Annotated in this window: 17 protein-coding genes; 11 read left to right on the forward strand and 6 right to left on the reverse strand. The window is 29.5% G+C overall.

The window, feature by feature from the left end:
- Window positions 1–487 precede the first annotated feature (487 nt).
- Together EDL80_RS04295 and thiS are read right to left on the reverse strand one after the other, a co-directional pair.
- Complete coding sequence (locus EDL80_RS04295; RefSeq protein ID WP_158406943.1) at window positions 488–1,273, reverse strand: thiazole synthase; 786 nt, start codon at window positions 1,271–1,273, stop codon at window positions 488–490.
- Window positions 1,274–1,522: 249 nt separating this feature from the next.
- Entirely contained in the window at window positions 1,523–1,729 is a 207-nt protein-coding gene (gene thiS, locus EDL80_RS04300; protein WP_158406944.1) for a sulfur carrier protein ThiS, read from the reverse strand.
- Window positions 1,730–2,012: 283 nt separating this feature from the next.
- On the opposite strand from thiS, the gene EDL80_RS04305 reads away from it, so the two are divergent.
- Window positions 2,013–3,410: a hypothetical protein gene (locus tag EDL80_RS04305; protein WP_158406945.1), complete on the forward strand. Its 1,398-nt coding sequence runs from the start codon at window positions 2,013–2,015 to the stop codon at window positions 3,408–3,410.
- A 936-nt stretch (window positions 3,411–4,346) separates the two neighbouring features.
- On the opposite strand, the gene EDL80_RS04310 is transcribed toward EDL80_RS04305, so the two are convergent.
- Complete coding sequence (locus EDL80_RS04310) at window positions 4,347–4,904, reverse strand: NifU family protein (protein ID WP_158406946.1); 558 nt, start codon at window positions 4,902–4,904, stop codon at window positions 4,347–4,349.
- A 179-nt stretch (window positions 4,905–5,083) separates the two neighbouring features.
- Here EDL80_RS04310 and EDL80_RS04315 point away from each other — a divergent pair, with 179 nt between their 5' ends.
- Window positions 5,084–5,344 (forward strand): J domain-containing protein, encoded by a 261-nt coding sequence (locus EDL80_RS04315; RefSeq protein WP_230957197.1) that lies wholly within the window; start codon window positions 5,084–5,086, stop codon window positions 5,342–5,344.
- A 132-nt stretch (window positions 5,345–5,476) separates the two neighbouring features.
- On the opposite strand, the gene rho is transcribed toward EDL80_RS04315, so the two are convergent.
- Window positions 5,477–6,856 (reverse strand): transcription termination factor Rho, encoded by a 1,380-nt coding sequence (gene rho, locus EDL80_RS04320; RefSeq protein WP_158406947.1) that lies wholly within the window; start codon window positions 6,854–6,856, stop codon window positions 5,477–5,479.
- 1,198 nt (window positions 6,857–8,054) lie between these two features.
- Between rho and hslV the strand changes: the two genes are divergently transcribed.
- From hslV to ubiE, 3 genes are read left to right on the forward strand one after another with little or no spacing between them, the layout of a single operon-like run.
- Window positions 8,055–8,624, forward strand: coding sequence for an ATP-dependent protease subunit HslV (gene hslV / locus EDL80_RS04325; protein WP_158406948.1), 570 nt, complete (start codon window positions 8,055–8,057; stop codon window positions 8,622–8,624).
- A 2-nt stretch (window positions 8,625–8,626) separates the two neighbouring features.
- Window positions 8,627–10,111, forward strand: coding sequence for an ATP-dependent protease ATPase subunit HslU (hslU, locus tag EDL80_RS04330; RefSeq protein WP_158406949.1), 1,485 nt, complete (start codon window positions 8,627–8,629; stop codon window positions 10,109–10,111).
- A 15-nt stretch (window positions 10,112–10,126) separates the two neighbouring features.
- Entirely contained in the window at window positions 10,127–10,819 is a 693-nt protein-coding gene (gene ubiE, locus EDL80_RS04335) for a bifunctional demethylmenaquinone methyltransferase/2-methoxy-6-polyprenyl-1,4-benzoquinol methylase UbiE (protein WP_158406950.1), read from the forward strand.
- Between the two features lie 1,403 nt (window positions 10,820–12,222).
- Here ubiE and metG read toward each other — a convergent pair.
- A complete protein-coding gene (gene metG, locus EDL80_RS04340) occupies window positions 12,223–13,743 on the reverse strand; it encodes a methionine--tRNA ligase (RefSeq protein ID WP_158406951.1) in 1,521 nt (506 codons plus the stop codon).
- 379 nt (window positions 13,744–14,122) lie between these two features.
- On the opposite strand from metG, the gene EDL80_RS04345 reads away from it, so the two are divergent.
- From EDL80_RS04345 to cyoE, 4 genes are all read left to right on the forward strand, one after another.
- Complete coding sequence (locus EDL80_RS04345) at window positions 14,123–15,370, forward strand: aspartate kinase (RefSeq protein ID WP_158406952.1); 1,248 nt, start codon at window positions 14,123–14,125, stop codon at window positions 15,368–15,370.
- Window positions 15,371–16,496: 1,126 nt separating this feature from the next.
- Window positions 16,497–17,273, forward strand: coding sequence for a cytochrome c oxidase subunit II (coxB, locus tag EDL80_RS04350; protein ID WP_158406953.1), 777 nt, complete (start codon window positions 16,497–16,499; stop codon window positions 17,271–17,273).
- Window positions 17,274–17,281: 8 nt separating this feature from the next.
- The gene (gene ctaD / locus EDL80_RS04355; protein WP_158406954.1) at window positions 17,282–18,838 is read left to right on the forward strand and encodes a cytochrome c oxidase subunit I; all 1,557 of its coding nucleotides are present in this window, start codon (window positions 17,282–17,284) and stop codon (window positions 18,836–18,838) included.
- Between the two features lie 2 nt (window positions 18,839–18,840).
- Window positions 18,841–19,728, forward strand: a complete 888-nt coding sequence (gene cyoE, locus EDL80_RS04360; protein ID WP_158406955.1) for a heme o synthase — start codon at window positions 18,841–18,843, stop codon at window positions 19,726–19,728.
- 1,033 nt (window positions 19,729–20,761) lie between these two features.
- On the opposite strand, the gene EDL80_RS04365 is transcribed toward cyoE, so the two are convergent.
- The gene (locus EDL80_RS04365; protein WP_158406956.1) at window positions 20,762–21,520 is read right to left on the reverse strand and encodes an outer membrane protein assembly factor BamD; all 759 of its coding nucleotides are present in this window, start codon (window positions 21,518–21,520) and stop codon (window positions 20,762–20,764) included.
- 173 nt (window positions 21,521–21,693) lie between these two features.
- Here EDL80_RS04365 and purD point away from each other — a divergent pair, with 173 nt between their 5' ends.
- Together purD and yajC are read left to right on the forward strand one after the other, a co-directional pair.
- Window positions 21,694–22,959, forward strand: coding sequence for a phosphoribosylamine--glycine ligase (purD, locus tag EDL80_RS04370; RefSeq protein WP_158406957.1), 1,266 nt, complete (start codon window positions 21,694–21,696; stop codon window positions 22,957–22,959).
- 2,123 nt (window positions 22,960–25,082) lie between these two features.
- Window positions 25,083–25,445, forward strand: coding sequence for a preprotein translocase subunit YajC (gene yajC / locus EDL80_RS04375; RefSeq protein WP_230957198.1), 363 nt, complete (start codon window positions 25,083–25,085; stop codon window positions 25,443–25,445).
- Window positions 25,446–26,173: the final 728 nt, after the last annotated feature.

Consider the following 26,173-nt stretch of genomic DNA (forward strand, 5'->3'; position numbering starts at 1 on the left):
TTAAAAAATGAATATAAAATATGTAACGCAATATCTGTGTAGGACACCTAATTACTGTAAAGCTTAAAATTATAAAACAAAGGTTCTTTAGGTTATTATTTATTCTCAACTATAACCAAGATGTGTTAATAAGTCATCAAGTATGTACTTTTTATATACAAAATCTCATACAAGTTACACACACAAAATTAAAAAATGAATACAGAACATGTAATGTAATATCTGCGTAGAAAACCTAATTACTGTAAAGCTTAAAATTATAAAACAAAGGTTCTTTAGGTTATTATTTATTCTCAACTACAACCAAGATGTACTAATACATTATCAAATATATATTCCTTATATACCAAATCCCACACAAGTTAATACTTCACAAAACTAAAAAATGAATACAGAACATGTAATGTAATATCTGCGTAGGACACCTAATTACTACAAAGTTAAGGCCACAAGATAGAGTAAAGATAATGATCAATTCTCATCATTATTAATCTGAACTGTGATACCAAAAAGGCGTATCCAGTAATGGTGTACTTGATACTGCAAAATTTCTCTTAGGCACAATTCCAGAATTATAAGCTATATGTCCTGCTTCTACAGCATGTTTAAAAGCACGTGACATATCTTGTGGTACAAGAGATTTTGCAATCGCAGTATTAACAAGCACAGCATCAAAACCATATTCCATCACTATAGTAGCATCTGATGGTCTACCTATACCAGCATCTACTATAAGAATAATATCCTCAAACCTATTCCTCAATAATTTCAAATTATACATATTTAATATCCCATACCCAGATCCTATAGGCGCAGCCCCTGGCATTAGTACACGACATCCATAATCTACTAACTTTTTACAGATAACTACATCATCTGTACAATAAGGAAAAACTTCGAATCCTTGATTGATTAATTCCTTAACCGCTTCACATAACAATACCATATCTGGATATAATGTATATTCATCACCTACAACTTCTAATTTAATCCACTTAGTTTCAAAAATCTCTCTTGCCATTTGTGCCATAAGTACAGCATCATTCACTGTACAACACCCAGCAGTATTAGGAAGAATATGACATCCACTTTTTTTTATTATATCCCAAAAATCAGTACCACCATTTTTAGATGGCATTTGTCTTGATAAAGATACTGTAACCACCTCAGTACCTGAATATTTAATAGACTGACATAAAATATCGGGAGATGGGTACATAGCAGAACCTAATAACAACCTACTTTCTAATAAAGTCCCATATAAATCCAACATACCTTTTCCTTATTCTGCAACATTTATTATCAATTACTATCAATACAAAGACATTTCACTATTATTCCACATTTTTATTATACAAACCATAATATCGATTTTCATATATTAATATGCCTTAGAAGATGACACAGCTATATCTCATTATAGCAAACATAGATATTTAATGTAATACATCAAAACTTATTCACAAAAAAGATTTCAATATGTTTAGATATCAACTCACTCAACAGAATATAAAAAAATAACTTATCCACCTTGCATAGGATAAACTATATCTATAACATCACCATTATTCAAACAAGTGTTACTATATTGACCACGTACTACTAATTTCTTATTCACTGCAACAGCAAATGGAACACCACTATCATAACCACATAAGTTTAAAATATCAAATAATGTTAATCCATTTTGAAATATTTTTTCTTCCTTATTAACTATAATAGTAATCAATACCTTACCTCCACATTAATTAAAATACAAAAGTCGACTCTTACATCTTATACATAAAGTAATCTAAATTATATCTGTCACATCTATTCTACAAACTTACATTTACATACACAATTTTATAATACCACTTACATATTATCCAATATCTTAATGCTTATTATTTTATATAAAAATTATTAAAAATACTTAATAAAATATTAATTTTATGCTAGAATAGATATAATACCTACAGGAACATTGGTTAATTTACAACATAATTTATGATAAAATTAGTATTATAACAATGCAAACTCACTTTTATAGATCATATAACTCCTTACCGCATATAAAATTCAGACAGCAATTATTACACATATCAAATACAACACCACTTGCGTTAATACCACTACTTTCACAAACTTGTAAACCCTTCACTGATCAAGAGTATTATCGTTATTACTTTCTAATACAACACTATACTAATGCGTTATATGAAAAAATACAAAGTACAGAAAATATAAAGCAGTCCTTAACACTACTAAAACTATGGTATCAAGAATTAATATACAACACCCTAAGAGACATACCATTATTTCCAAAAGAAAACTACATTATTGATAAAATACTGGATCAAACATTAGACAAAATGTTTACACGAGCAAGATTAGATAATCAATACATCAATCAGTTAAAACACAATATTTATACAAAATTTATAAAGAAATTACACAGCACAAATATCAGACAAGAAATAAAAATACGTTTTAACAATACTGCAAAAAATATGCACAGCATAACTAATCATACAATAAATACAATGAAAACAATTGGGGCAGTCATACAAAATGATAATATCTCTTTATTATTAGCATTTCATGGAGTTATTAAAAAATCTATTTACATTACTCAATATCCTAATACACCAATATCTACCGAGTTAAAAAAAATATATAGAGACATAATGCAAGCAGAACCAATTAACACACAATCTGTTCTAAAATTGTTTGCAACACAACATATTGTTCACACAATATACGATAAAATTAAAACAACAAGCATTAAAGTAAATATTGAGTATAATCAGGTATATAAATTCACATTATACCAATACCCATGGTATTCTATTATAAACAGGATAAAACAGATTATAATTACTCTAACAGTAATACCAAGATTACAACAAGAACTGACCACACTAAAACATCTAAGATCGACATTTACAAAAAGTATAGCTTATGGAGATACTGTTTTCTTTTTTGAGCAATTACCAGACATTAAAAACACTATCACATTATTTAAGAAACGTACCAGCACTATAAAACTAATAAGTGAACTCAAAAAGATGGAAACATCTGCTGATAATAAGATTATTACAACTCAAGATTTTATTACACACATGAAACAATATGCTATGCGTCCATCTAACAACACAACAACACAACAATTCCCTTCAGAATTACATACTTATATACCAAACAATCACATATTTAAAAAACCGAATATACTATCTAAAACAAAAAAGATTATACGTAAGAATAAATATTTTTTTAAAAAAACAACTAAATCATTAACAAACCAAATGAAAAAATTAGTTCAGCATAATAGACAAAAACATCAAGCAGTATCAGCATATTTAACTTCTACTGAAGCAACACCTGGATCTTCAACTCAAATATTGTTCAACCCCAATAACATTAGCTAATCAATTTATCACAACATAGGTATATTATGTTATATAATGACATGCTATGACCTATTAATTCAAACAATTGCTACATATTAAAGTAAGATTGAATTATTCATAACAATGTAGAAAATTTGTAGAATCGCTTATTGATATACTTCGCTACTTTTAAATAATCCTTTTATATTATTTCACTAAAGCATAATTAAAAATTCAATAGTCTAACAAGATTGAATAATAATAAACACACATTTTAAACATATAAGTTCTAGTAACACAGCACTAGTTTTATTTTCAGATTCCAACATTATAAATTTTATCAATAACAACCTTGAAATTAAATTTCATCATAATAATAATTAAACTAATACATAATACACATCCTGAGCAATATAAATATAGTGCTCTTTATTATTCAAATAATTTACTAACATTACGATGTTTATTCTACTATGGATTAAAAAATATATACTAAATTTTAATAAGTTATAACAAGTCAATATACACTTCATTAAAAATATATTAAACTTCCCTATCAGTATTACAAATCTACCTCATTACATATTCAATAAAAAATTAAGAGACTAAATTAATGAGAAAAACACATATTCTCAATAATATACAAAACTTATAAAAAGTCTTTTGCGCCATAATACTATCAATATAACAGTTCTATTAAAACACTACTATATATCAGATCATTGCAAAACTAGATATAGTATGTCACTTAACCAACAGTTATAAATATAAAAACATATGTTATATTACAAATAGCAATTCTAAAATACACTACAGAATAAACTTCTAATATCATTGCTGGAATTATACAAATAATATTCGATCTTTTTAACAATAAAAAATACAAACACCATATGCTTAGCATGTAATATAACATTGTAATAGAATTAGCACTGATATTTAATCTCAACAAGTATAATAGCTTATTTTTTGTAATTATACACTTTCAACATTCTGTATATCTGGTAGATAATAAGTCAGCATATTATATATACCTTCCTTTAAAGTAATAGATGCACTTGGACAACCTGAACATGCACCTCTTAACTTTACAAATACAACACCATTACTGTATCCTTTAAATTTTATATCTCCGCCATCTTGTGCTACAGCTGGCTTAATATAATTATCTATTAGTTCCTTAATCTTAGTAACTATCTCAGCATCCTTAACATCAAAAAACTCTTTTGAATCTCCATCATCATCACCTTCAACTGAATCATCTGGATTAAGTGTTAAAAAATCCATAATTACAGTTAATACTTCTGGCTTTAAAATGTCCCATTCAATATCACTAGATTTTGTAACTGATACAAAATCACCTCCGAAAAATACACTCACTACATGTTCAATCTCAAAAAGTGCTCTAGCAAAAGGCGACCCTCCAGCTGTTACACTATCAGTAAACTCACTAATTTTGCCATTATTCACAGAAACTCCTGGTATAAACTTTAGAGTATTAGGATTTGGAGTGTCTTCAATTTGTATAAACATAATAAACCATTTACAAAAAAGTTCTTTTACTTGATAATATGGATATACCTTACTTAAATCAAGTCATTTGTATGTGGTTTATTTTTTTAGTCATATTCTGTATAATAGGCGCCATATTTGTATTACCGGTTGTTATACTCTTCATATTCCTATTATTAAAAAGAAATAGCATTATAAGCATGAGTGAAATTATCACTTCTACTCTCAATAGAATCATAAGCGAAACAAATGCCTATACCAACACAGGAAATACAGGTAGTAGTAGTAAATTATCAAGACAAGAAGCACTTGAGATACTAGGATTAAAGAACAATGTAACCCATGAACAAATAAACGCAGCATATCACAAACTAATGAAATCCATGCATCCTGATAGAGGTGGGTCTCCTTACTTAGCCCAAAAATTAAACGAAGCACGTGATACACTATTAAAACAATAATCACATATCAACATTACATAACTGACAAGTGCTATATTGTTTATACAGCAACAATAAGATTAATAGCATTAATACACAAAAACGAAAAACATATGATCTTCAATAACATTAAAAAACATTTTTTAACTATACTTAACTATTCATCATGTCAAAAAACTCATTATTATCTTTCGTTATTGATAACTTATCCCTCAGAAATTCCATCGCTTCTACAGCTCCCATTGATGATAGTAACCTTCTTAATAACCATACCTTCTTTAGACAAACATGATCTATTAACATATCTTCTTTCCTTGTACCAGATTTCGAAATGTCTATTGCAGGGTATACTCTTTTATCCGATATCTTCCTATCCAATATTATTTCACAATTCCCAGTACCTTTAAATTCCTCAAAGATTACTTCATCCATCTTCGATCCAGTCTCAATTAATGCAGTTGCTATTATTGTTAATGATCCTCCATTCTCTATATTCCTTGCTGCACCAAAAAATCTTTTTGGTCTTTGTAACGCATTGGAATCTACACCTCCTGTCAACACTTTACCAGATGATGGTATTACAGAGTTATACGCTCTTGCTAATCTTGTAATTGAATCTAATAATATTACTACATTCTTCCTATGCTCTACCATCCTCTTTGCTTTCTCTATTACAATCTCCGCAAGCTGTACATGTCTATATCCAGGTTCATCAAATGTTGAACTAACTACTTCACCTTTTACTGATCTACACATATCAGTTACTTCCTCTGGCCTTTCACCTATTAGTAACACTATTAACTCAATATCCGGATGATTCACAGATATTGAATGCGCTATTTGTTGTAATATTATTGTTTTACCAGCCCTTGGTGGAGCAACTATCAGTGCTCTCTGTCCCTTACCTAATGGTGCAACTATATCTATCACTCTCATGCTTATATCTTTCTTGCTTAAGCTAATAGGATCATTACACTCTAATAATATTCTTTCTTCCGGATATAACGGTATTAAATCATCAAAGTGTACATACCTTTGTAACTTACCCATATCAGTAAAGTTAATGCTATGTGCTTTTACTAATGTAAAGTATCTTTCTTTCTCACTTGGAGCTCTAATTTCTCCACTTACTATATCACCAGTTCTTAAGTTAAACTTTTTTATTTGTCCTGCTGAAATATATACGTCATCACTACTTGCAGCATAATTTGCTTCAGGAGATCTTAAAAATCCAAAACCATCAGATAATATTTCTACTACCCCTCCACCTATTGCAGATCCTCCATCATTCACTACCTTTTTCATCAAATGAAAGATTATTTCCTGTTTTAGCATTCTTCCATTACTTACTACACCCAGGTCTTCTGCTATTTTTAACAGATCTTCTATACTTCTCTTTTTTAATTCACTTAAATCTAGTACTTTACCTTCTGCTTCCCTATTCCCTGGTACATTCTCTTCTTCCTCTACAACTTGTACATCTACTACCTTATCTTCTTCTTTTGCTAAAAGAACATCTTCTGATTCCAACATAACAACTCTCTATTTACACTTAAAATAAGCTGATTTTACGAACATTGACCAGTTATACATTTTATACATCAATGAACTATTAGATCCACACATCAAAACTAACAAACTTAGCACTTTTTAACAGATCAATTAGTAAGACAAATTCCCCACTGCAGATGTCTAAACAATGAAAACCTGTATCCACAGAATATAATTACTAAACTAGCATATTTTTTTATTTTGACAACATATAAAACACTCATAACCTCAACGATATTTATATTTATATAATTTGCTATTTACAGACACTAAATAAAAGCAGACTACTTAGTTAACTACAGTAATAAGCAATACTAGAAAATACCAATGTACACTCTAATAATCATTAGATCGACTATCTTAAATTAACACACATACTTACAAAACACATGACACATACACAGGAAAACAAACCCAATGTATGTACTGATTACTGCAATATAGATTTCATACCTGATTTTTTTATTATACACAACATTTAAAAACGGACAAACAAAAAACTTTTTTGCTGCTACATACTACTAAAAAGCAAAATGTTAGTGACTTACATAATCATAATTATAAATTATAAGACTATAAAACACATATTCACCACTACATATAAGTTAAACATTAGTAAATGTAACACACATATACAACCAGAACAACACAAAGAACATCATATAAAACATTCCTCGCTTGTAATGTTATATATCAAAACATTCTAGTTAACAATACAATATCTCTTAACTACTTAGAAAACTAAGTACTTTAAAATTAAAATACAATAAATATTTGTTATATTATGAATTACAAAAACAACACTAATTGAAAGGACAGGTGATTACTAACAACTTACCAATTACAAAAACCCATAAATTTTATCAGAAAAATATACTAAATATTTTCTTTATACTAACAAAATTGTTTGTCAGAACATCATTATTCTGTTACAAGTAAACCATGATTCATAATTATTAAAATATCATAAAGTCTTAAATTCAAGTATTTCTGGTATAATTATTAATAATAAGAAATGCTGTATATGACTGTTAATCATAGTATACAAATTTAAGGTATAAAATTGTATACATATATAGTTATGTATTTGAAATTTACTTTCTAGACAATATGAATGAAACTATACATATACAAAAGGGTTGTCAGACTATAAACTATATATCAATAGGAGCTTAAATAAATGGAACACAGAGACAATAGTAAAATGTATGGTACTACTATTCTATGCATACGTAGAAATAACAATGTAATTGTTGCAGGAGATGGACAAGTTTCATTAGGACACACCGTAATAAAAAATTCAGCAAAAAAAGTAAAACGTTTAGCTAATGACACTGTCATTACAGGATTTGCAGGTGCAACAGCAGATGCATTTACTCTTTTTGAAAGACTAGAAAGCAAACTAGAAAAGCATCCTGGACAACTACTTCGTGCATGTGTAGAATTAGCAAAAGATTGGAGAATGGATAGGTACTTACGGAGATTAGAAGCAATGATGATTGTAGCTGACAAGTCTGTATCCCTAGTAATCTCAGGTAATGGTGATGTGTTGGAACCAGAAAACGGTATTGCAGCTATCGGTTCAGGAGGAAATTATGCATTGGCAGCAGCAAAAGCTCTATGTGAATCCAATGAAAAATTTGCTCAAAATATGACTTTAGAATATATAGTCACTACTGCAATGAGTATAGCTGCTGAAATATGTATCTATACAAATAACAATATCATTATGGAAAAAATAGAGGATTAAAAATGTTTCTTACACCAGATAATAAATTTAATTTTAATGATGGACTAGACGATACAGCACCCACTACAAATGATACAAGCACACAGGAAGTTATACAAGATCTTTCAATACAAGATCTTTCAAATGTTAATAATACAACAGCACAAGAAGATGAAATAAACTTTAATGATAATAGTCCACAAGAGTTAACTCCACAACAAATTACACAAGAGTTAGATAGATTTATCATAGGACAGGCAGATGCAAAACGCGCTGTAGCTATTGCCTTAAGAAACCGCTGGCGTCGTAATAGAGTGCCTGAACCATTAAGAGAAGATATCATTCCAAAAAATATTTTAATGATAGGACACACAGGTGTTGGAAAGACAGAAATAGCTCGTAGATTAGCAAAACTCGCAAAAGCACCTTTTATAAAAGTAGAAGCTACCAAGTTTACTGAGATTGGTTATGTAGGAAGAGATGTAGATTCTATAATCCGAGATTTAGTTGATGTAGCTATTAATTTAGTAAAAGAAAGATTCCGTAAGATCGTAGAAAAAAAAGCTAAAGATTTATCAGAGGGTATAATCTTAGATGCATTAATTGGAGCAGATGCAAGTCAAGAAACTAAAACTATCTTTCAAGAAAAACTAAAAAATGGAGAGTTTGAAAATTCTGAAATTTCTATCTCAATTAAAGAAAGTAAAAGTCCAGTTCCACCAATAGATGTTCCAAACATACCAGGTGGGCAAGTTGGAGTAATGAATATAAGTGAAATTGTTCACAAAATGCTAGGAAATAATAAACAACTTAAAACTGTGAAAGTTACAGTAAAAGAAGCAAGAGAATTACTAATCAATGAAGAAAGTGAAAAGTTAATTGACGAAGACAAAATTGTCAAAGAAGCACTTCAACTTGCAAGCAACGATGGAATTGTCTTTCTAGATGAAATAGATAAAATTGCAGCCCGTACTGAAATCAGAGGAGAAGTCAACAGAGAAGGAGTACAAAGAGATCTACTACCATTACTCGAAGGCACAAGTGTTACTACAAAATATGGCACTATTACAACCGATCACATCTTGTTCATAGCATCTGGTGCTTTTCATCTAGCTAAACCTTCTGATTTGCTACCTGAATTGCAAGGACGTCTTCCTATTAGAGTAGAACTTAAACCACTTAGTAAAGATGATCTAATCAGAATTCTAACAGAACCAGAATCAAGTTTACTGAAGCAGTATTGTGCATTAATGAAGACTGAAAACATTACTATTGATTTTACTGATGAAGGAGTATCAACCATTGCCGATATTGCATCTACGGTTAACAGAGAAGTTGAAAACATTGGAGCAAGAAGACTACATACTATTCTAGAAAAGTTAATGGAAGATATCAGTTACACTGCAACAGAAAATAGTGGCAAAACATACGTCATAGATAGTGAGTATGTAAAGAAAAAACTTGAAAACATTTCAAAACAGCTAGATTTGTCAAAGTTTATACTATAAGTACACAATATATCAATGCAGGAAAAGTCAAAGTTTGTACATCAGGTATTTACTTCAGTAGCATCACGCTATGATATAATGAATGATATAATGAGTTTTGGCCTTCATAGGTTATGGAAAGATCAAGTAATTCAAAGCATTAACAGTGGTAACTTGCTTGATGTAGCATCTGGGACTGGAGACATAGCAATAAAAGTTGCAAAACATAGAAAAAATGTAGATATTGTTGTATGCGATGTCAACATCAACATGTTAAATTGTGGAAGAGACAACGCTATAAATACAAACATATTAAATTTAAAATGGACCTGTGGTAACGCAGAACAGCTTCCATTTTATGATAATACATTTGATTACTACACTATCTCTTTTGGTATACGTAATGTTTCCAATAGACAGCTGGCATTAAATGAGGCATATAGAGTTCTCAAACCTGGAGGTAAATTTATATGCTTAGAATTCTCTCCTTTAAAAGAAGATCATTTTCTCTACACGTTATATAACTTCTATTCATTCAAAATTATTCCCAACATTGGAGAACTAGTAGCAAAAGATAGAGCCTCATATCAATACCTAGTAGATAGTATAAAAACCTTTCCATATCAAGATGATTTTATACAAGAAATACAAAATTCAAATTTCATTCACACAAAATATAGAAATTTATGTTTCGGCATAGTTACACTATATACTGCATGGAAAACATAGCACCAACTCATATTATTTCAGAATACATACATTAACAATCTAGTTTTTTTATAAGTTTAATCATTTACAGTACTTAAATCAAACATGAATCACATTTCAAACAAAACAGTCTTACGTATTAACAAAGTAAATATATATCTATAATACAATCAGAACTAACACATCTCCAACATCACAAGTATTACTTCATAGATTATTTTATCAAAATACCATATTAAACCTTTGCAGTAATACACAATATACCTACTCCAGCTATACATACTTTCACAAAATGTATGCCTATTATACAATCAGAACTAACACATCTCCAACATCACAAGTATTACTTCATAGATTATTTTATCAAAATACCATATTAAACCTTTGCAGTAATACACAATATACCTACTCCAGCTATACATACTTTCACAAAATGTATGCCTATTATACAATCAGAGCTAACACATCTCCAACATCACAAGTATTACTTCATAGATTATTTTATCAAAATACCATATTAAACCTTTGCAGTAATACACAATATACCTACTCCAGCTATACATACTTTCACAAAATGTATGCCTATTATACAATCAGAACTAACACATCTTCAACATCACAAGTATTACTTCATAGATCATTTTATAAAAATACCATATTAAACCTTTGCAGTAATACACAATATACCTACTCCAGCTATACATACTTTCACAAAATGTACGCCTATTATACAATCAGAACTTATACATCTCCAACATCACAAGTATTACTTCATAGATCATTTTATAAAAATACCATATTAAACCTTTGCAGTAATACATAATTACCTATCCTAGTTACAAGACTTTTCAAAACTTGAATAACAATTTCTCCCAGAATTCATTTAATTAAGTTCTTCTCAGATATATTATTTCCCCATAAATACAATACCTTATGATAATTTAGCTTAGTATTTTTTATTAATGAGTTATACAATAATTTTAATATAATTATATGAAAAATATCACTATCACAATCACATATTTACACTATCTTGCAGAAAATTAACTCTTCGTATAAAGCAGACCAAAATAACATAATATATGCCAAACTATTAATATCTACATTAACATATTATTACATTTACTATTCAAAATGTTACATAATTTAACACTACATTTTTATCCAACTACTACTGACATACTTAATTAACAGAACTTGTATTCTCAAATACTGCATTGATTCTACATACTGCAACACTACTGTCAAATAAGTTAGATTCAAATATAAGGTATGGAAATACCTGAAACAATATGCCAACCTTTTAAACACAATAGATTGCAAACATTATGACATTAGTAAACTATTATATTTATAAACACGTTTAGTATTACAAATAAGATAGCAATATTATTAAGAATACGTATTTATAATTAGTAATCAAGTCACAAGATTTTTGCAATAATAGGTTCGGGTTTTGGTAAAATTATTCCTACATCTATAGGTATAGCAAAATCACTAAAACTACGTTTAGATATTTGTAATGAAATCTGATCTAGTATTTTAGCAGATAAAGATGGCATTATAGGTTGTAACAGTAATCCAATACATCTTATGTACTCAAGTAACTTATATAAAACAGCTTGCATAACTATAGGATCAGTTTTAGACAATTTCCATGGAGCTCTAAATGTAATATACTCATTTGCTATAGATGACAATTGTTCTATAATATGTATCACACCATTAAGATTACACTGATCAATACAGATTCTAGCACTCTCTAAAATTTTCTCATAATTAGGCAAAGCATCTTCATCCTTAAACAAAGTACTACTAACCTCTGGCACAATTCCACTACACTCTTTATGTAATAGTGAAACAGTCCTTTGTACTAAGTTACCAATATTATTTGCTAACTCACAATTTATACAATTAATAACACTACTTCTCTTATAGTCACCATCATTACCTACTGGCATTTCTTTAATCAAAAAGTACCTTATTTGATCAACACCAAATTCTTCAATTAATTCAAAAGGATTAATAACATTTCCTAATGATTTAGAGATTTTCTGTCCCGTATTAGTCCACCATCCATGTGCCAGAATTTTTTTAGGTAATGGCAACTTAGCAGCCATTAACATTGCGGGCCAATATATTGCATGAAACCTTAATATATCTTTCCCTACTACTTGAATAATCGAATTATTTTCATCTAACCAATAATCTTGATATTCCTTACTATTAACGTCAGGAAATCCAAGAACCGTCAGGTAGTTCGTCAATGCATCAATCCACACATAAATTACGTGATGATCATCGTTTGGTACATTTATTCCCCAAGAAATATTCTGCCGTGATATAGAAATATCTTTCAATCCAGACTTCACAAAAGATACAACTTCATTATAACGATATTTAGGAACAATAAAATCTGGATTTTGCTCATAAAAATCCAATAATCTTTCTTGGAAACGAGATAATCGAAAAAAATAACTAGGCTCTTCTACCCACTCTACCTCGGCTCCAGTAGGAGCTTTACCATCAATCAACTCTTTTTCTTGATAAAAAGTTTCATCCCTAATTGCATACCATCCAGAATAATTACCTAAGTATATTTCCCCATAATCATATAAACAGGTCCACAGCGCTTTAACTGCCTTTTTATGTCTTGCTTCTGTTGTACGAATAAAATCATCGTAGCTAAAGGTCATAACATCTGCTAAAGATCTAAAAACAGCACTTGCATTATCTGTAAATTCAATCAACGACTTATTAGCTTTCTGAGCTGCTTTTTCTATCTTTTGCCCATGCTCATCAGTACCAGTTACAAATTTCACATTATATCCATCAAGACGTTTAAATCTTGCAATAATATCAGATATTAAAGTTGTATAGACATGTCCTATATGTGGAACATCATTAACATAATAAATAGGCGTAGTAATATATATACTTTTCATAAAACAAATTTGTCACCTTTGAACAAAACTAATATACCACATAATGACATACAACATACACTCATATAAGAATAAATATAACATGGAGTCTATACACCAAATACATCATACTCAAATATGTTTACAAATTAACGTTGGAATAAAACATTATAAGTAATATACATTAAATTACGATAATAGGTATACAAACGTTATAAGACTTAGAATAAAACAACAATTCATAAAAAATGATATACCAAATGCATTAAATTCTCAAAAATGTCATTTTAGCTGCACTCTATAAATATCACATGAATCTTACTTTATTAACATTACAACTTTGCAACATATAAAAAATCCCTTATATTTAAGATCGACAACATATTTCTAGCACACAGAAATGAGCAATATTTTAGTCAAAAAATTTGGTGGTACTTCCCTCCAAAATATTGATTGTATTAATCAAGTAGCAAAAATAATTAAACAAGATGTTAGTAATAACTATAAGGTAGTAGTAATAGTATCTGCTATGGGCAAATTTACTGATAATATTATTTCCCAGATAAAACAAATTTCCGACGTAACATCTTATCATGAACTATCAGAATATGACTTGATTATTTCATCTGGAGAACAAATTTCTTGTGGTATGTTATCATTAGCCTTACAAAAAACAGGTATTAAAGCCCAGTCATGGCTAGGATGGCAATTACCTATAGTCACAACTGATGATCACGCTAAAGCAAGGATCATGGATATTAATACTTCTGCTTTAAAAAACTTTTTAGTTAACAATGACGTTGCTATCATTGCTGGGTTTCAAGGAATGCATAAAGAAAACAGAGTTACAACATTAGGTAGAGGAGGATCAGATACTTCAGCAGTCGCTATAGCTGCAGCTTTAGGAATAGATCTATGTTATATATACACAGATATAGATGGAATATATACATCAGATCCTAACATAATACCAAAAGCACGTAAATTAGACTACATCGCATATGATGAAATGATAGAAATGGCTTCTCTTGGAGCTAAAGTACTACAGGTACGTTCAGTAGAACTAGCAATGAAATATCAAATAAAACTACATATACTATCTACATTTAATCCTACCAAAGGAACAATATTATGTAAAAAAGGAGAAATTAACATGGAAAGTCAGTTAATTACTGGTATCACATACAATAGTAATACAGCAAGTATAACCTTAAAAAAAGTCAAGGCATCATTTGGAATTACCACATTATTTAGTATAATAGCAGAAAACAATATAAACGTTGATATGATTATTCAGAACATGGATAATAACGCAAATGATATAACTTTCACAATACCAGAAGAAGATTTACCTATAACAGAAACATTACTGATAAAAATAAAAGATGAAATCATGTATGAGGAGTTAATAATCAATCCAGATGTTGTAAAAGTTTCTATAATTGGTGTTGGCATGATTTCCCATCCTGGCATAGCATATAAAATGTTCCATACACTTACATCGAATAATATCACGATATTAGCAGTAACTACTTCAGAAATCAAAATTAGCGTATTGGTACCAAGAAAAGATGGCCAACTAGCTACAAAATATTTACATTCTAGTTTTGAACTTGATGCAGAATCAAACCTACACACAACAAGTTAAAAATATCCTTAATATCCTTACTTTTAGCCAGTAGTTTTAACAGAAATAAACTTATAATATTACACACTACAAATTATCTTCTTGGAATTAAACAAGCACAAATTACTATGGTATTTCAAATCCTAATCCAAATTTAACTAGGTTTAGACTAATTTAAAGATAAAAAAACAAACTATATAGATCTAATGATTATTGAATATACTCGTAACCACAATAGTAGATAGTGTATGGTATTATACTTAAAATTAAAGTTTGATTATATTTATGCTATACAGATACATATGAACATTAAAAAATATTATTGTTATACTCTCACATGCTCAATAAATACATCAATAACATTCTATCAACACAAATAATAGTATCATTAATTAAAAACACAGGAATTATATACAATATCAAAATTAGCTCATCAGAATCAGGTAAGTATCATAAATTATCCTACGGTATTCAAATTCTAGTTTTAAATTTACGTTAACACTGAATATATGTCATTATAATAGTGCGTAAAGTGTAGTTCATATTCAAGACTAAAGCCGAATTTTATCTACATTATATTATACATACAATAAGCTAACAATATTTATGTAATCTGATTAGTAGTGTTAACATAAACACATTACATACTATTATGCATTTATAGCTTATAATATGGAGTTTATGTAATACTCTCACTATATTTTAAATATAGTAGTTACAATAATCATGATAATATGACTATTAATACTGATAAATAATAATTATGAAAATAGTAGAATATATGATTTACACTTCATATACATTTCACCAACATTATGAAACATCTGGTATAATCATTGTATATTTAGCAAGCAATCCAATGATTTACTATTAGTAATTATTAAATAAAAGTATTTAAATTATGTGTTTTTTTACAGATTAAGTTTACAATGTTAGTATAATTAACTTAACTATCTTGACTAAATCAGTATAAGGTATATTAATTAATTAGGGTTAAAATAAACTTTATAAGTATTATAGTATTTATTTTATCATAAACTTAATATTACATGACATTAAAAACATTCCGAAACAAACAAAGTAGTATAAAATTATTGCATTTTTACGATCAAAATGATAAAGATAAAACGATTAATAATGTAGTATTATGTTAAGACTTATTATCTTTTTTTTCTGTACATTTATTTCTTTTAGCGCATCTGCGTCATCTCCCGTACCATGGCAAATGGGGTTTCAAACTCCTGTAACAGATATAATGGAAGCTATAATTAAGTCACATAACTTTGTTATGCTTGTCATGTCAGTAATTACACTAATAGTTTTCGTAATAATGACATATGTTATTATTAGATTTCGCAAAAGACCAGGCGAAAAAGTAGTATTTAATACAAAAAATTCTCATAATGCTACTTTAGAGATACTGTGGACATTGATTCCCTTAATAGTCGTAGGGTTTCTCACTATAAGTAATGTCAAACTCATTAGACATGAACAAAAAATTCCTAACATAGAAATGACACTCAAAGCAGTTGGGTACCAATGGTACTGGGGATACATTTATCCAGATCATAAAAATTTTTCTTTTGAAAGCTACATGAAAGAATCAAGTAGTCTACAAGCTGGAGAATTACGTTTGCTTGAAGTTGACAATAGAGTAATTGTGCCCATTAATACAAATATTTTATTACAAGTTACAAGTGCAGATGTGATACACAGTTGGGCTGTACCAGCACTAGGGATTAAAGTTGATGCAGTTCCAGGCAGATTAAACGAGGCATGGTTTAACATTAAAACTCCAGGAACTTATTATGGTCAGTGCTCAGAACTTTGCGGTAGGTTACACGGGTTTATGCCTATAGTAATTGTTGCTGTTGAAAAAGAGCAATTTGATAAATGGATACAAGAGAAGATGCGTGAGCTATAGAGGTATACATGAGTAATGAACACATACCACACGGGATAAAACGTTGGTTATTTTCGACAAATCATAAAGATATAGGTACATTATATATAATTTTTTCTATCATAGGTGGCATTGTAGGAGGTCTTTTTTCTCTCATATTAAGGCTACAGCTTGCACACATCAATGTACTAGATAATAACTACCAATTGTATAATGTTATAGTGACAGGTCATGCATTAATTATGGTATTTTTCATGATTATGCCTGCTTTAACTGGAGGTTTTGGTAATTGGTTTGTACCATTACTTATAGGAGCCCCGGATATGGCCTTTCCTCGCCTTAATAACGTGAGTTTCTGGTTACTAGTATCATCACTAATCTTACTATGCACCTCCGTATTTATAGGAGAAGGCGCAGGTACAGGTTGGACTCTATATCCACCATTATCATATATAAATTCTCATCCAAGTGCAGCTGTAGACGTAGCAATATTCGCAGTTCATGTTGCTGGAGCTTCATCAATTATTGGTGCAATTAATTTTATAGTAACAATATTCAATATGCGCGCTCCTGGTATGACACTCTTAAAAATGCCATTATTTGTTTGGACTGTATTACTCACATCTTTTATGCTAATTGTTACAATCCCAGTTCTTGGTGGAGCAGTTACAATGCTTCTAACAGACAGAAATTTTGGAACAAGCTTTTTTGATCCGGCCGGTGGTGGAGATCCTCTACTCTTCCAGCACCTATTTTGGTTTTTTGGGCATCCAGAAGTATATATCATCATATTTCCAGCATTCGGTATTATCAGTCAAGTTGTATCAACCTTTTCACATAAAGCAGTTTTTGGATATCTAGGAATGGTCTTAGCACTAGTAGGTATTGCAGCCGTTGGAGCAGTAGTATGGGCTCATCATATGTTCACTGTAGGGCTCAGTGCAGAAATAGTAACATATTTTAGTGTAACCACAATGTTAATAGGTGTTTTAACTGGAGTAAAAGTATTCAGCTGGATCGCAACTATGTGGGGCGGACAAATAGAATTTAAGACTCCTATGCTCTTTTCAATAGGCTTCATTTTTGTATTTGTTATAGGTGGAGTAACTGGAATTGTGATTTCACATGGTGGTATTGATAAAGCATTACATGATACGTATTATGTGGTTGGACATTTTCATTATGTAATGTCAATTGCAGCATTATTCGCAGCCTTTGCTGCATTCTATTACTGGATAAGCAAGATATCAGGCAAACAATACAATGAGTGCTTAGGTAAAATACATTTCTGGTTAACTTTTATTTCAACCAATGTTACATTCCTACCACAACACTTCTTAGGAATATCTGGTATGCCAAGACGGATTCCAGATTATCCAGATGCATTTATACCATGGAACTATATTTCATCTATAGGTGCTGGAATGTCATTCTTATCCGCACTATTCTTTATCTACATAATCATTCATACTTTGACAAGAGGAAAAGCAGCTCCCAGTAATCCATGGGGAGGAGATACTTTAGAATGGACAATACCATCACCAGCACCTTTTCATACTTTCGAACAAATACCGAAGGTTGATTAAAAATGGAGACACAATCCAGTACTATTAAGTTACCACTAATAAATGAGATATCAGATTACTGGCATTTACTTAAACCAAAAATCATGTATCTTGTAGTACTTACAGGAATTACAGGAATAGTCATTGCCCCAGGTACTATTCACCCACTAATCGCTATAATTAGTACTTTATGTATAGCATTAGGATCCGGAGCCGCTGGTGCAATAAATATGTGGTATGACAGCGATATAGATGCACTAATGACAAGAACAAAAACACGCCCTATACCTGCCGGTAAAATTTCCAAAACTAGTGCAATTGAAGTTGGATTAGTTTTATCATTCATTTCAGTAACAGTAATGATGATAGCAGTAAACTACATATCAGGAATTCTCCTAGCAATTAGTATTGGATTTTATATTTGTGTGTATACAATGTATCTCAAAAGAAGAACACCACAAAACATAGTAATAGGAGGAGCTTCTGGAGCATTACCTCCTATTATCGGATGGACTTCTGTTACTGGATCTATCTCCATAGAAAGTTTAGTATTATTTTTGATTATTTTCATGTGGACTCCCCCACACTTCTGGGCATTATCATTATTAAACTACCAAGAATACGAAAAAGCAAAAATACCAATGTTACCTGTCACACATGGAATATTTACTACTAAACTTCACATACTAGTATATAGTATGCTTATGTTTCCAATAACCCTATTGCCAGGATTTTTTCTAAAAGATGCCTTATTATATGAAATTACAGCAATACCACTTGGGTTAACGTTTGTAGTACAAGCCTTTAAGGTATTTAAATACAATATCCCTTGTCATTATAGAGCAATGTTTACCTATTCAATTGCCTATCTTTTTATTCTATTTACTTGCATAATACTCTCCAGCTTTTAAAGCATATATTGCTATCACACAAAATAGAAAAATTTGAACATAAATACATGTCAAACAAATAATTCACTCAAAACCATGTATAACACAAATAAAAGCATATTTTATCTGTTAATGTTTTCTTATAGCATATATAATTACACGCACATCATACCAAGAACGCCAAAACAAAATATAAAATAATCAATTCTATTTTGAAAAATCCAAAACTATAGAGTAATACTACTTAACCAATCCTGAAAGAACCTTAGATAACATATATTCATGTTTAAAAACATGATACTAATACAAAAAATACATGAATTTGATAGCCTAGTATTTATAAACTTAATAATTATCCATATCAACTTAATTACACAAGTCAACATTACATAACACAAATGACAAAATACATAAATATGATAACTTCAGTATTTATTAACCTATATAATTACCCATATAAACCAACTATACAAACCAACATTACATCATACAAATGATAAAATACATAAATATGATCACCCTAAGTTTTTACTACTTTATATAATTACCCATATAAACCTAATTACACAAGTTAACATTACATAACACAAATGACAAAATACATAAATATGATCACCCTAAGTTTTTACTACTTTATATAATTATCCATATAAATCTAATTACACAAGTCAACATTACATCATACAAATGATAAAATACATAAATATGATCACCCTAAGTTTTTACTACTTTATATAATTACCCATATAAACCTAATTACATAAGTCAACATTACATCATACAAATTACAAAATACATAAATATGATCGCTCTAGTATCTATCACCTAATAATTCCCAATACTATATAAATGACATTATTAAGAGTTATTACATTGCCATAAGATATAAAGCAAGCTCAAAACAAAAACTGAAACTAAATATCAAACTATTCACAATACAACAGCAACATACTAAAGTACAAGCTGCAAATAGTAAAAAACAATTATTATACAATGTACTCATTTATATACTTTACTGATACAGACTAAGACTACACCATGTATAAATTACTTTCTATAGGCGATCCTGTGATAAGGTATACCAATCACTATTCGCACAACATTCTTTTAACAAAGACATATATTTACTATAAGCATCTTTATCTCCTAGAGATAAGTATGCCTCGGCAGTTCTATATACACTTTCTGGAAAATATTTTGTATCTTTATAGCGTTTTAAGATAGTACTAAACCTTCTAATAGCAGCAACATATTCTCCACGTTGTAAATAAAACTTACCCACTGAAAATTCCTTAGCAGCAATATGTTCGTTAACCATATTTAACCTTAAATTCACCTCTGCCAAATACTGAGAATTAGGGAATAAATGTATAAATTCTTCTAATAACTCTGAAACCTTATATGCAGCACTTTGATCACGCTCTACATCATTGATTTGCATGTAATTTGCCATAATACGTAAATAGTACGCAAAATCTATATCCTCACCATCAGGATACAAATTGATATAATCTTCTGCATAAGTTGCAGAACGTGCATAATTTCTTAATTCATAGTTTAAAAAGGACATCATAATACGAGCTTTAATTGCAACTGGAGAAAATGGATATAAGCTATCTATTTCCTCAAGATCTGTTAATGCATCCTTATACTGTTTTTCACTAGACTTTTTTAAAGCACTTTCATATATCCCATCTGCTGTCCTATTTTCAACAGGTGCTACAGAATATTCCTTATTTAAGAAAGCACAATTTACAACAAATAAAAACCCTATTAGAAATAACACATTACTAAAAACCTTAAAGTGATACATAATTAATCACCTATGAATAAATATAAAAATTAAAAACTTATTGAAACATAAAGATCTATCTGACACAAGCAATTTTTACGTATACTCTTGCATAGTAAGACATATAATATTATTGACAAGCAGAAGATTGATACTAGAATTCACAAGTACACATAAACTAAAGGAGCATGCTAATGAATGTGTTGGTAATTGGTTCCGGTGGACGTGAGCATGCAATGTTACATAGCATTCGCAAATCCACACTATTAAACAAGCTATTTATTGCCCCAGGACGTGAAGGAATGGGTAATCTAGCAGATATAATAGATGTAGACATCAGCAATACCATAGAAGTAATTCAAATATGCAAGAAAGAAAAAATTGACTTAGTAGTTATAGGGCCAGAGATGGCTTTAATTAATGGTTTATCAGATGCATTAACAGAAGAAGGCATACTGGTATTTGGCCCATCTAAGGCCGCAGCACGTCTTGAATCCTCAAAAGGGTTTACAAAAGAATTATGTATAAGGTATGGTATACCTACGGCAAAATATGGTTATTTCATTGATGTAGGACCAGCATATAAGTTTATTGATAAGCAAAAATTACCTTTAGTAATAAAAGCAGATGGACTTGCACAAGGCAAAGGAACAGTAATATGTCATACACATGAAGAAGCTTATAATACTGTAGATGCAATGTTATTAAATAATAAATTTGGAGAAGCAGGGCATGCTGTAATTATTGAAGAATTTCTTGAAGGAAAAGAAATCAGTTTCTTTACATTAGTTGACGGATCTAATCCAGTAATATTAGGAGTTGCACAAGATTACAAGACTATAGGAGACAATAATAAGGGACCTAATACTGGTGGTATGGGATCTTATTCTAAACCAAATATTATCACACAAGAAATGGAGTACATAATAATTCAAAAGATAATATATCCAACTATAAAAGCAATGTTCAACATGAACATACAATTCAGAGGTTTATTATTTGCCGGTATAATAATTAAAAAAAATGAACCCAAGTTACTTGAGTACAATGTTCGTTTTGGTGACCCTGAAACACAATCAATATTACCACGTTTAAATTCTGATCTTTTAAAGCTTCTATCACTTACAGCAAAAGGAAAACTAAGTAATGAATCTGTAGAATTAAACAAAAAAGCCGCTTTATGTGTAGTAGTCGCTAGTCGCGGATATCCAGGTGAATATAAGAAAAACTCCATAATTAAAGGAATAGATGAAATTGAGAAGTTACCTAACATCCAACTGTTACATGCAGGAACAAAAAAAGATGGAAATAATTGGGTATCAGATGGTGGAAGAGTACTCAATATTGTAGCACAAGGTGATAATCTGGCTAGTGCAAAGCATCAAGCATATGCAGCTTTAGACTTATTAGATTGGCCAGATGGAATATATAGATACGATATAGGTTCATGTGCATTATAAAGTGTTATCCATTTATATAAATTTATATTAGCATAACTACAATATAGTAATGTTTTACGGATAACCATATAATGGTGTTATGTTGTATTTATAATAATGTATAACTCTAATTTAGTAATGTCATTAGACATGACACATTAAAAATATCAACAAATTATTAGTTTTATCGATTGTATGTATTGACAGACATTAACATACAGTTTCTTGTAGATCAAATTTTTCTCTATTACAACATAGTCATCAGTATTATAGATGAACGCAATATGATAAAACCATAACAGAGATAATTGCCAGGTATTATCACATATGCATGATATAAGGTAACACATAATTAATCTATTTAAATATCGCACTCAAACAATACTAACAGCTAAATTATAACTTTTATTTATTGTATTTATCCAAGACATTAGTAATACAATTTTCTGTAATTAGAATTCCTGAGTAAATACCTGCTCAATAACATTACGTATTAATGTAGCATTATATGCCAGTACAAAATACTTTTTTATGGATTTACATAATACATGCAGCAAACAGTTACTAACTATATTCACAATAACAAACATACATACTAACTTTAGATTCTGATATACAGGATAGTATTATGACTTAAAGTAACAATACTATCACAAATAACTTAACATAGATCTACATTAGAATACTACAATATTCAAGTTCTTCTTTCTTATTGAACTATAACACACAATATTATTACTACACTCACATCATGATAACATAATCAGTACAATAGTATAGATGTGAAAATTCCTTGCATAGTTATTTAATGGGGAACAAATTATAAATGTTTTTTATTATAGACTCACTAAGATACAGGTCTATATAATATAGCATATCTATCATATCAATCTTATATAAAACATACTAAAAATTCCAGATTTCCTAGTAACACTACAATAACTCCTGCATACATAATAAATAGGATATAATCTTCAACACATGCATTAAAAAATACTTAGATATCCACAGATATACATTTAATATTCATAACATATATACTTAGATTTTTGATCTGATTACGTTATATTTTATAAACAATCTCCATCTACTATAATTACTACTAACTTATTATTTTTACTCTACTTAAGTATAATAGACAGCTATATAATTATTTAGTATAAAGGTAATTATTAATATTATTGTTGTAACCTAAACACATAAATTCTTAGCATGGTATTATTCTACTAAACAACAATAACACTACATTGTTTTACCTAATTACAGCATACACACCATACAAAACACAACATTGATAATGTAACCCTACCATAGTTGTTTTCATAATCTATATACATTTATATTACTTATTTACAAAACATCTCCCCTTCACCTAACTACAGCACATACACTACAGAAATTACAGAGTGATACTGTAAACAACCCCCAGACCATGCTTATAAGTTATTCACACTTACATTATTTATTCAAAAAAAACATTACCCTACTTAATCACAGCATACACTACATAAATCATAGTAGTTATACTGTAAATAACCCCAGACCATGCTTATAAGCTATTCACACTTACATTATTTATTCAAAAAAAACATTACCCCACTTAATCACAGCACACACTACATAAATCATAGTAGTTATACCGCAAATAACCCCAGATTATGCTTATAAGCTATTCACACTTACATTATCTATTCAAAAAAACATTACCCTACCTAATTACAGCACACACTACATAAATCATAGTAGTTATACTGTAAATAACCCCAGATTATGCTTATAAGCTATTCACACTTACATTATCTATTCAAAAAAACATTACCCTACCTAATTACAGCATACACTACATAAATCATAGTAGTTATACTGTAAATAACCCCAGACCATGCTTATAAGCTATTCACACTTACATTATTTATTCAAAAAAAACATTACCCTACTTAATCACAGCATACACCATATAAACCGCAACAGTGATATTAATACGCTATTATGGCTATTTTTAAACCCATACACATCCACGTTACTTATTTAAAAAACACCATAATAATATATCACATGAGATAACTTTGAACCAAATTGGCAATTGACAATCTACACCTTTACAATTATAGTTAATGCTATATTTCTTGCAAATGGTCATGGACATGTCAATTATTTCTGAAGTTTTTGCAGCAACAACAGCATCACCCGCTTCAGGAGTTGGAAGTTCAATTGCAGGTTTAGTTCCTTTAGTATTAATCTTTGGTGTGTTCTATTTTTTTATTATAAGACCCCAGCAGAAGAAGATTAGAGAACATAATAAGCTATTAGAAAGCATCAAAAAAGGTGATAAGGTTGTTGTCTCTAATAGTATATTTGGTGTAGTTACTAAGGTTGATACAACAGGTGGATGCTTTTTTGTCGAAGTATCAGATGGTGTAGAACTCAAGGTGCTTAAGTCATCAATTTCTGAAGTATTAGATAAAAACAATAAGCCTGCTTCTGTCCAGGAAGATTCTCCTAAGTAACTTCTATTAATTTCACTTATTCTGTTTTTTTGTGCAGTATCATTAATCTTCATCAGTTATAAGAGTATATATAAGCTTATTCTTCTTAATATATAACTAAGGACTAAAAGATCATAAAATTCAGTACCAGGCTCATATCATATATGTACTATATAATCAAAAGTACAGTTCTCTTGCCCTACTGATAATATTTTGAATAACAATACCATTATTATCTTATTACTAAAATAATACAAATGGTATACCTTACAGATAGTTTTACAGCATAAAATTATTTATTTTTAGAATATACAGCAGATTTACTACTAACACCAATCTCTTTGTAAGATAGTCTTTTGAATTTGCATAATTAATTTATTTTTATACCTAAGATATAGGCTAAAATACTAAGTAAAAATAATTAAACAATTAATTACTATATTCTAAAAAAGAACAAAAAAATCTACTAACCAGTATACAAAACAATATATTATTTTGATTGTGAAATATTAATGACATATCTGTCTAAATAACTATGAAAAGAATTTTTTCGAAAACACTTGTTCAACTAATCAACTTTAATACTGCGTATTTATTATTAAAACATTACGCAATTTATGTTGTACACTAATCAACAAAAACTAACACACCTACATAAATTAATAAACTATTGAACCCTTAAGAATATTTTCTTCTACCATACGTCACAATCAATATCATGCTACTATCTCTCAAATAACATATTATGT

The organism is Ehrlichia ruminantium, from assembly GCF_009728835.1.
Classification (GTDB): Bacteria; Pseudomonadota; Alphaproteobacteria; order Rickettsiales; family Anaplasmataceae; genus Ehrlichia; species Ehrlichia ruminantium_B.

Coding starts and splice junctions, on each gene's coding strand:
- EDL80_RS04295 (WP_158406943.1), bottom strand. CDS start 1,273: ATGTTGGATTTATATGGGACTTTATTAGAAAGTAGGTTGTTATTAGGT.
- EDL80_RS04305 (WP_158406945.1), top strand. CDS start 2,013: ATGCAAACTCACTTTTATAGATCATATAACTCCTTACCGCATATAAAA.
- EDL80_RS04310 (WP_158406946.1), bottom strand. CDS start 4,904: ATGTTTATACAAATTGAAGACACTCCAAATCCTAATACTCTAAAGTTT.
- EDL80_RS04315 (WP_230957197.1), top strand. CDS start 5,084: ATGAGTGAAATTATCACTTCTACTCTCAATAGAATCATAAGCGAAACA.
- rho (WP_158406947.1), bottom strand. CDS start 6,856: ATGTTGGAATCAGAAGATGTTCTTTTAGCAAAAGAAGAAGATAAGGTA.
- hslV (WP_158406948.1), top strand. CDS start 8,055: ATGGAACACAGAGACAATAGTAAAATGTATGGTACTACTATTCTATGC.
- hslU (WP_158406949.1), top strand. CDS start 8,627: ATGTTTCTTACACCAGATAATAAATTTAATTTTAATGATGGACTAGAC.
- ubiE (WP_158406950.1), top strand. CDS start 10,127: ATGCAGGAAAAGTCAAAGTTTGTACATCAGGTATTTACTTCAGTAGCA.
- metG (WP_158406951.1), bottom strand. CDS start 13,743: ATGAAAAGTATATATATTACTACGCCTATTTATTATGTTAATGATGTT.
- EDL80_RS04345 (WP_158406952.1), top strand. CDS start 14,123: ATGAGCAATATTTTAGTCAAAAAATTTGGTGGTACTTCCCTCCAAAAT.
- coxB (WP_158406953.1), top strand. CDS start 16,497: ATGTTAAGACTTATTATCTTTTTTTTCTGTACATTTATTTCTTTTAGC.
- ctaD (WP_158406954.1), top strand. CDS start 17,282: ATGAGTAATGAACACATACCACACGGGATAAAACGTTGGTTATTTTCG.
- cyoE (WP_158406955.1), top strand. CDS start 18,841: ATGGAGACACAATCCAGTACTATTAAGTTACCACTAATAAATGAGATA.
- EDL80_RS04365 (WP_158406956.1), bottom strand. CDS start 21,520: ATGTATCACTTTAAGGTTTTTAGTAATGTGTTATTTCTAATAGGGTTT.
- purD (WP_158406957.1), top strand. CDS start 21,694: ATGAATGTGTTGGTAATTGGTTCCGGTGGACGTGAGCATGCAATGTTA.
- yajC (WP_230957198.1), top strand. CDS start 25,083: ATGTCAATTATTTCTGAAGTTTTTGCAGCAACAACAGCATCACCCGCT.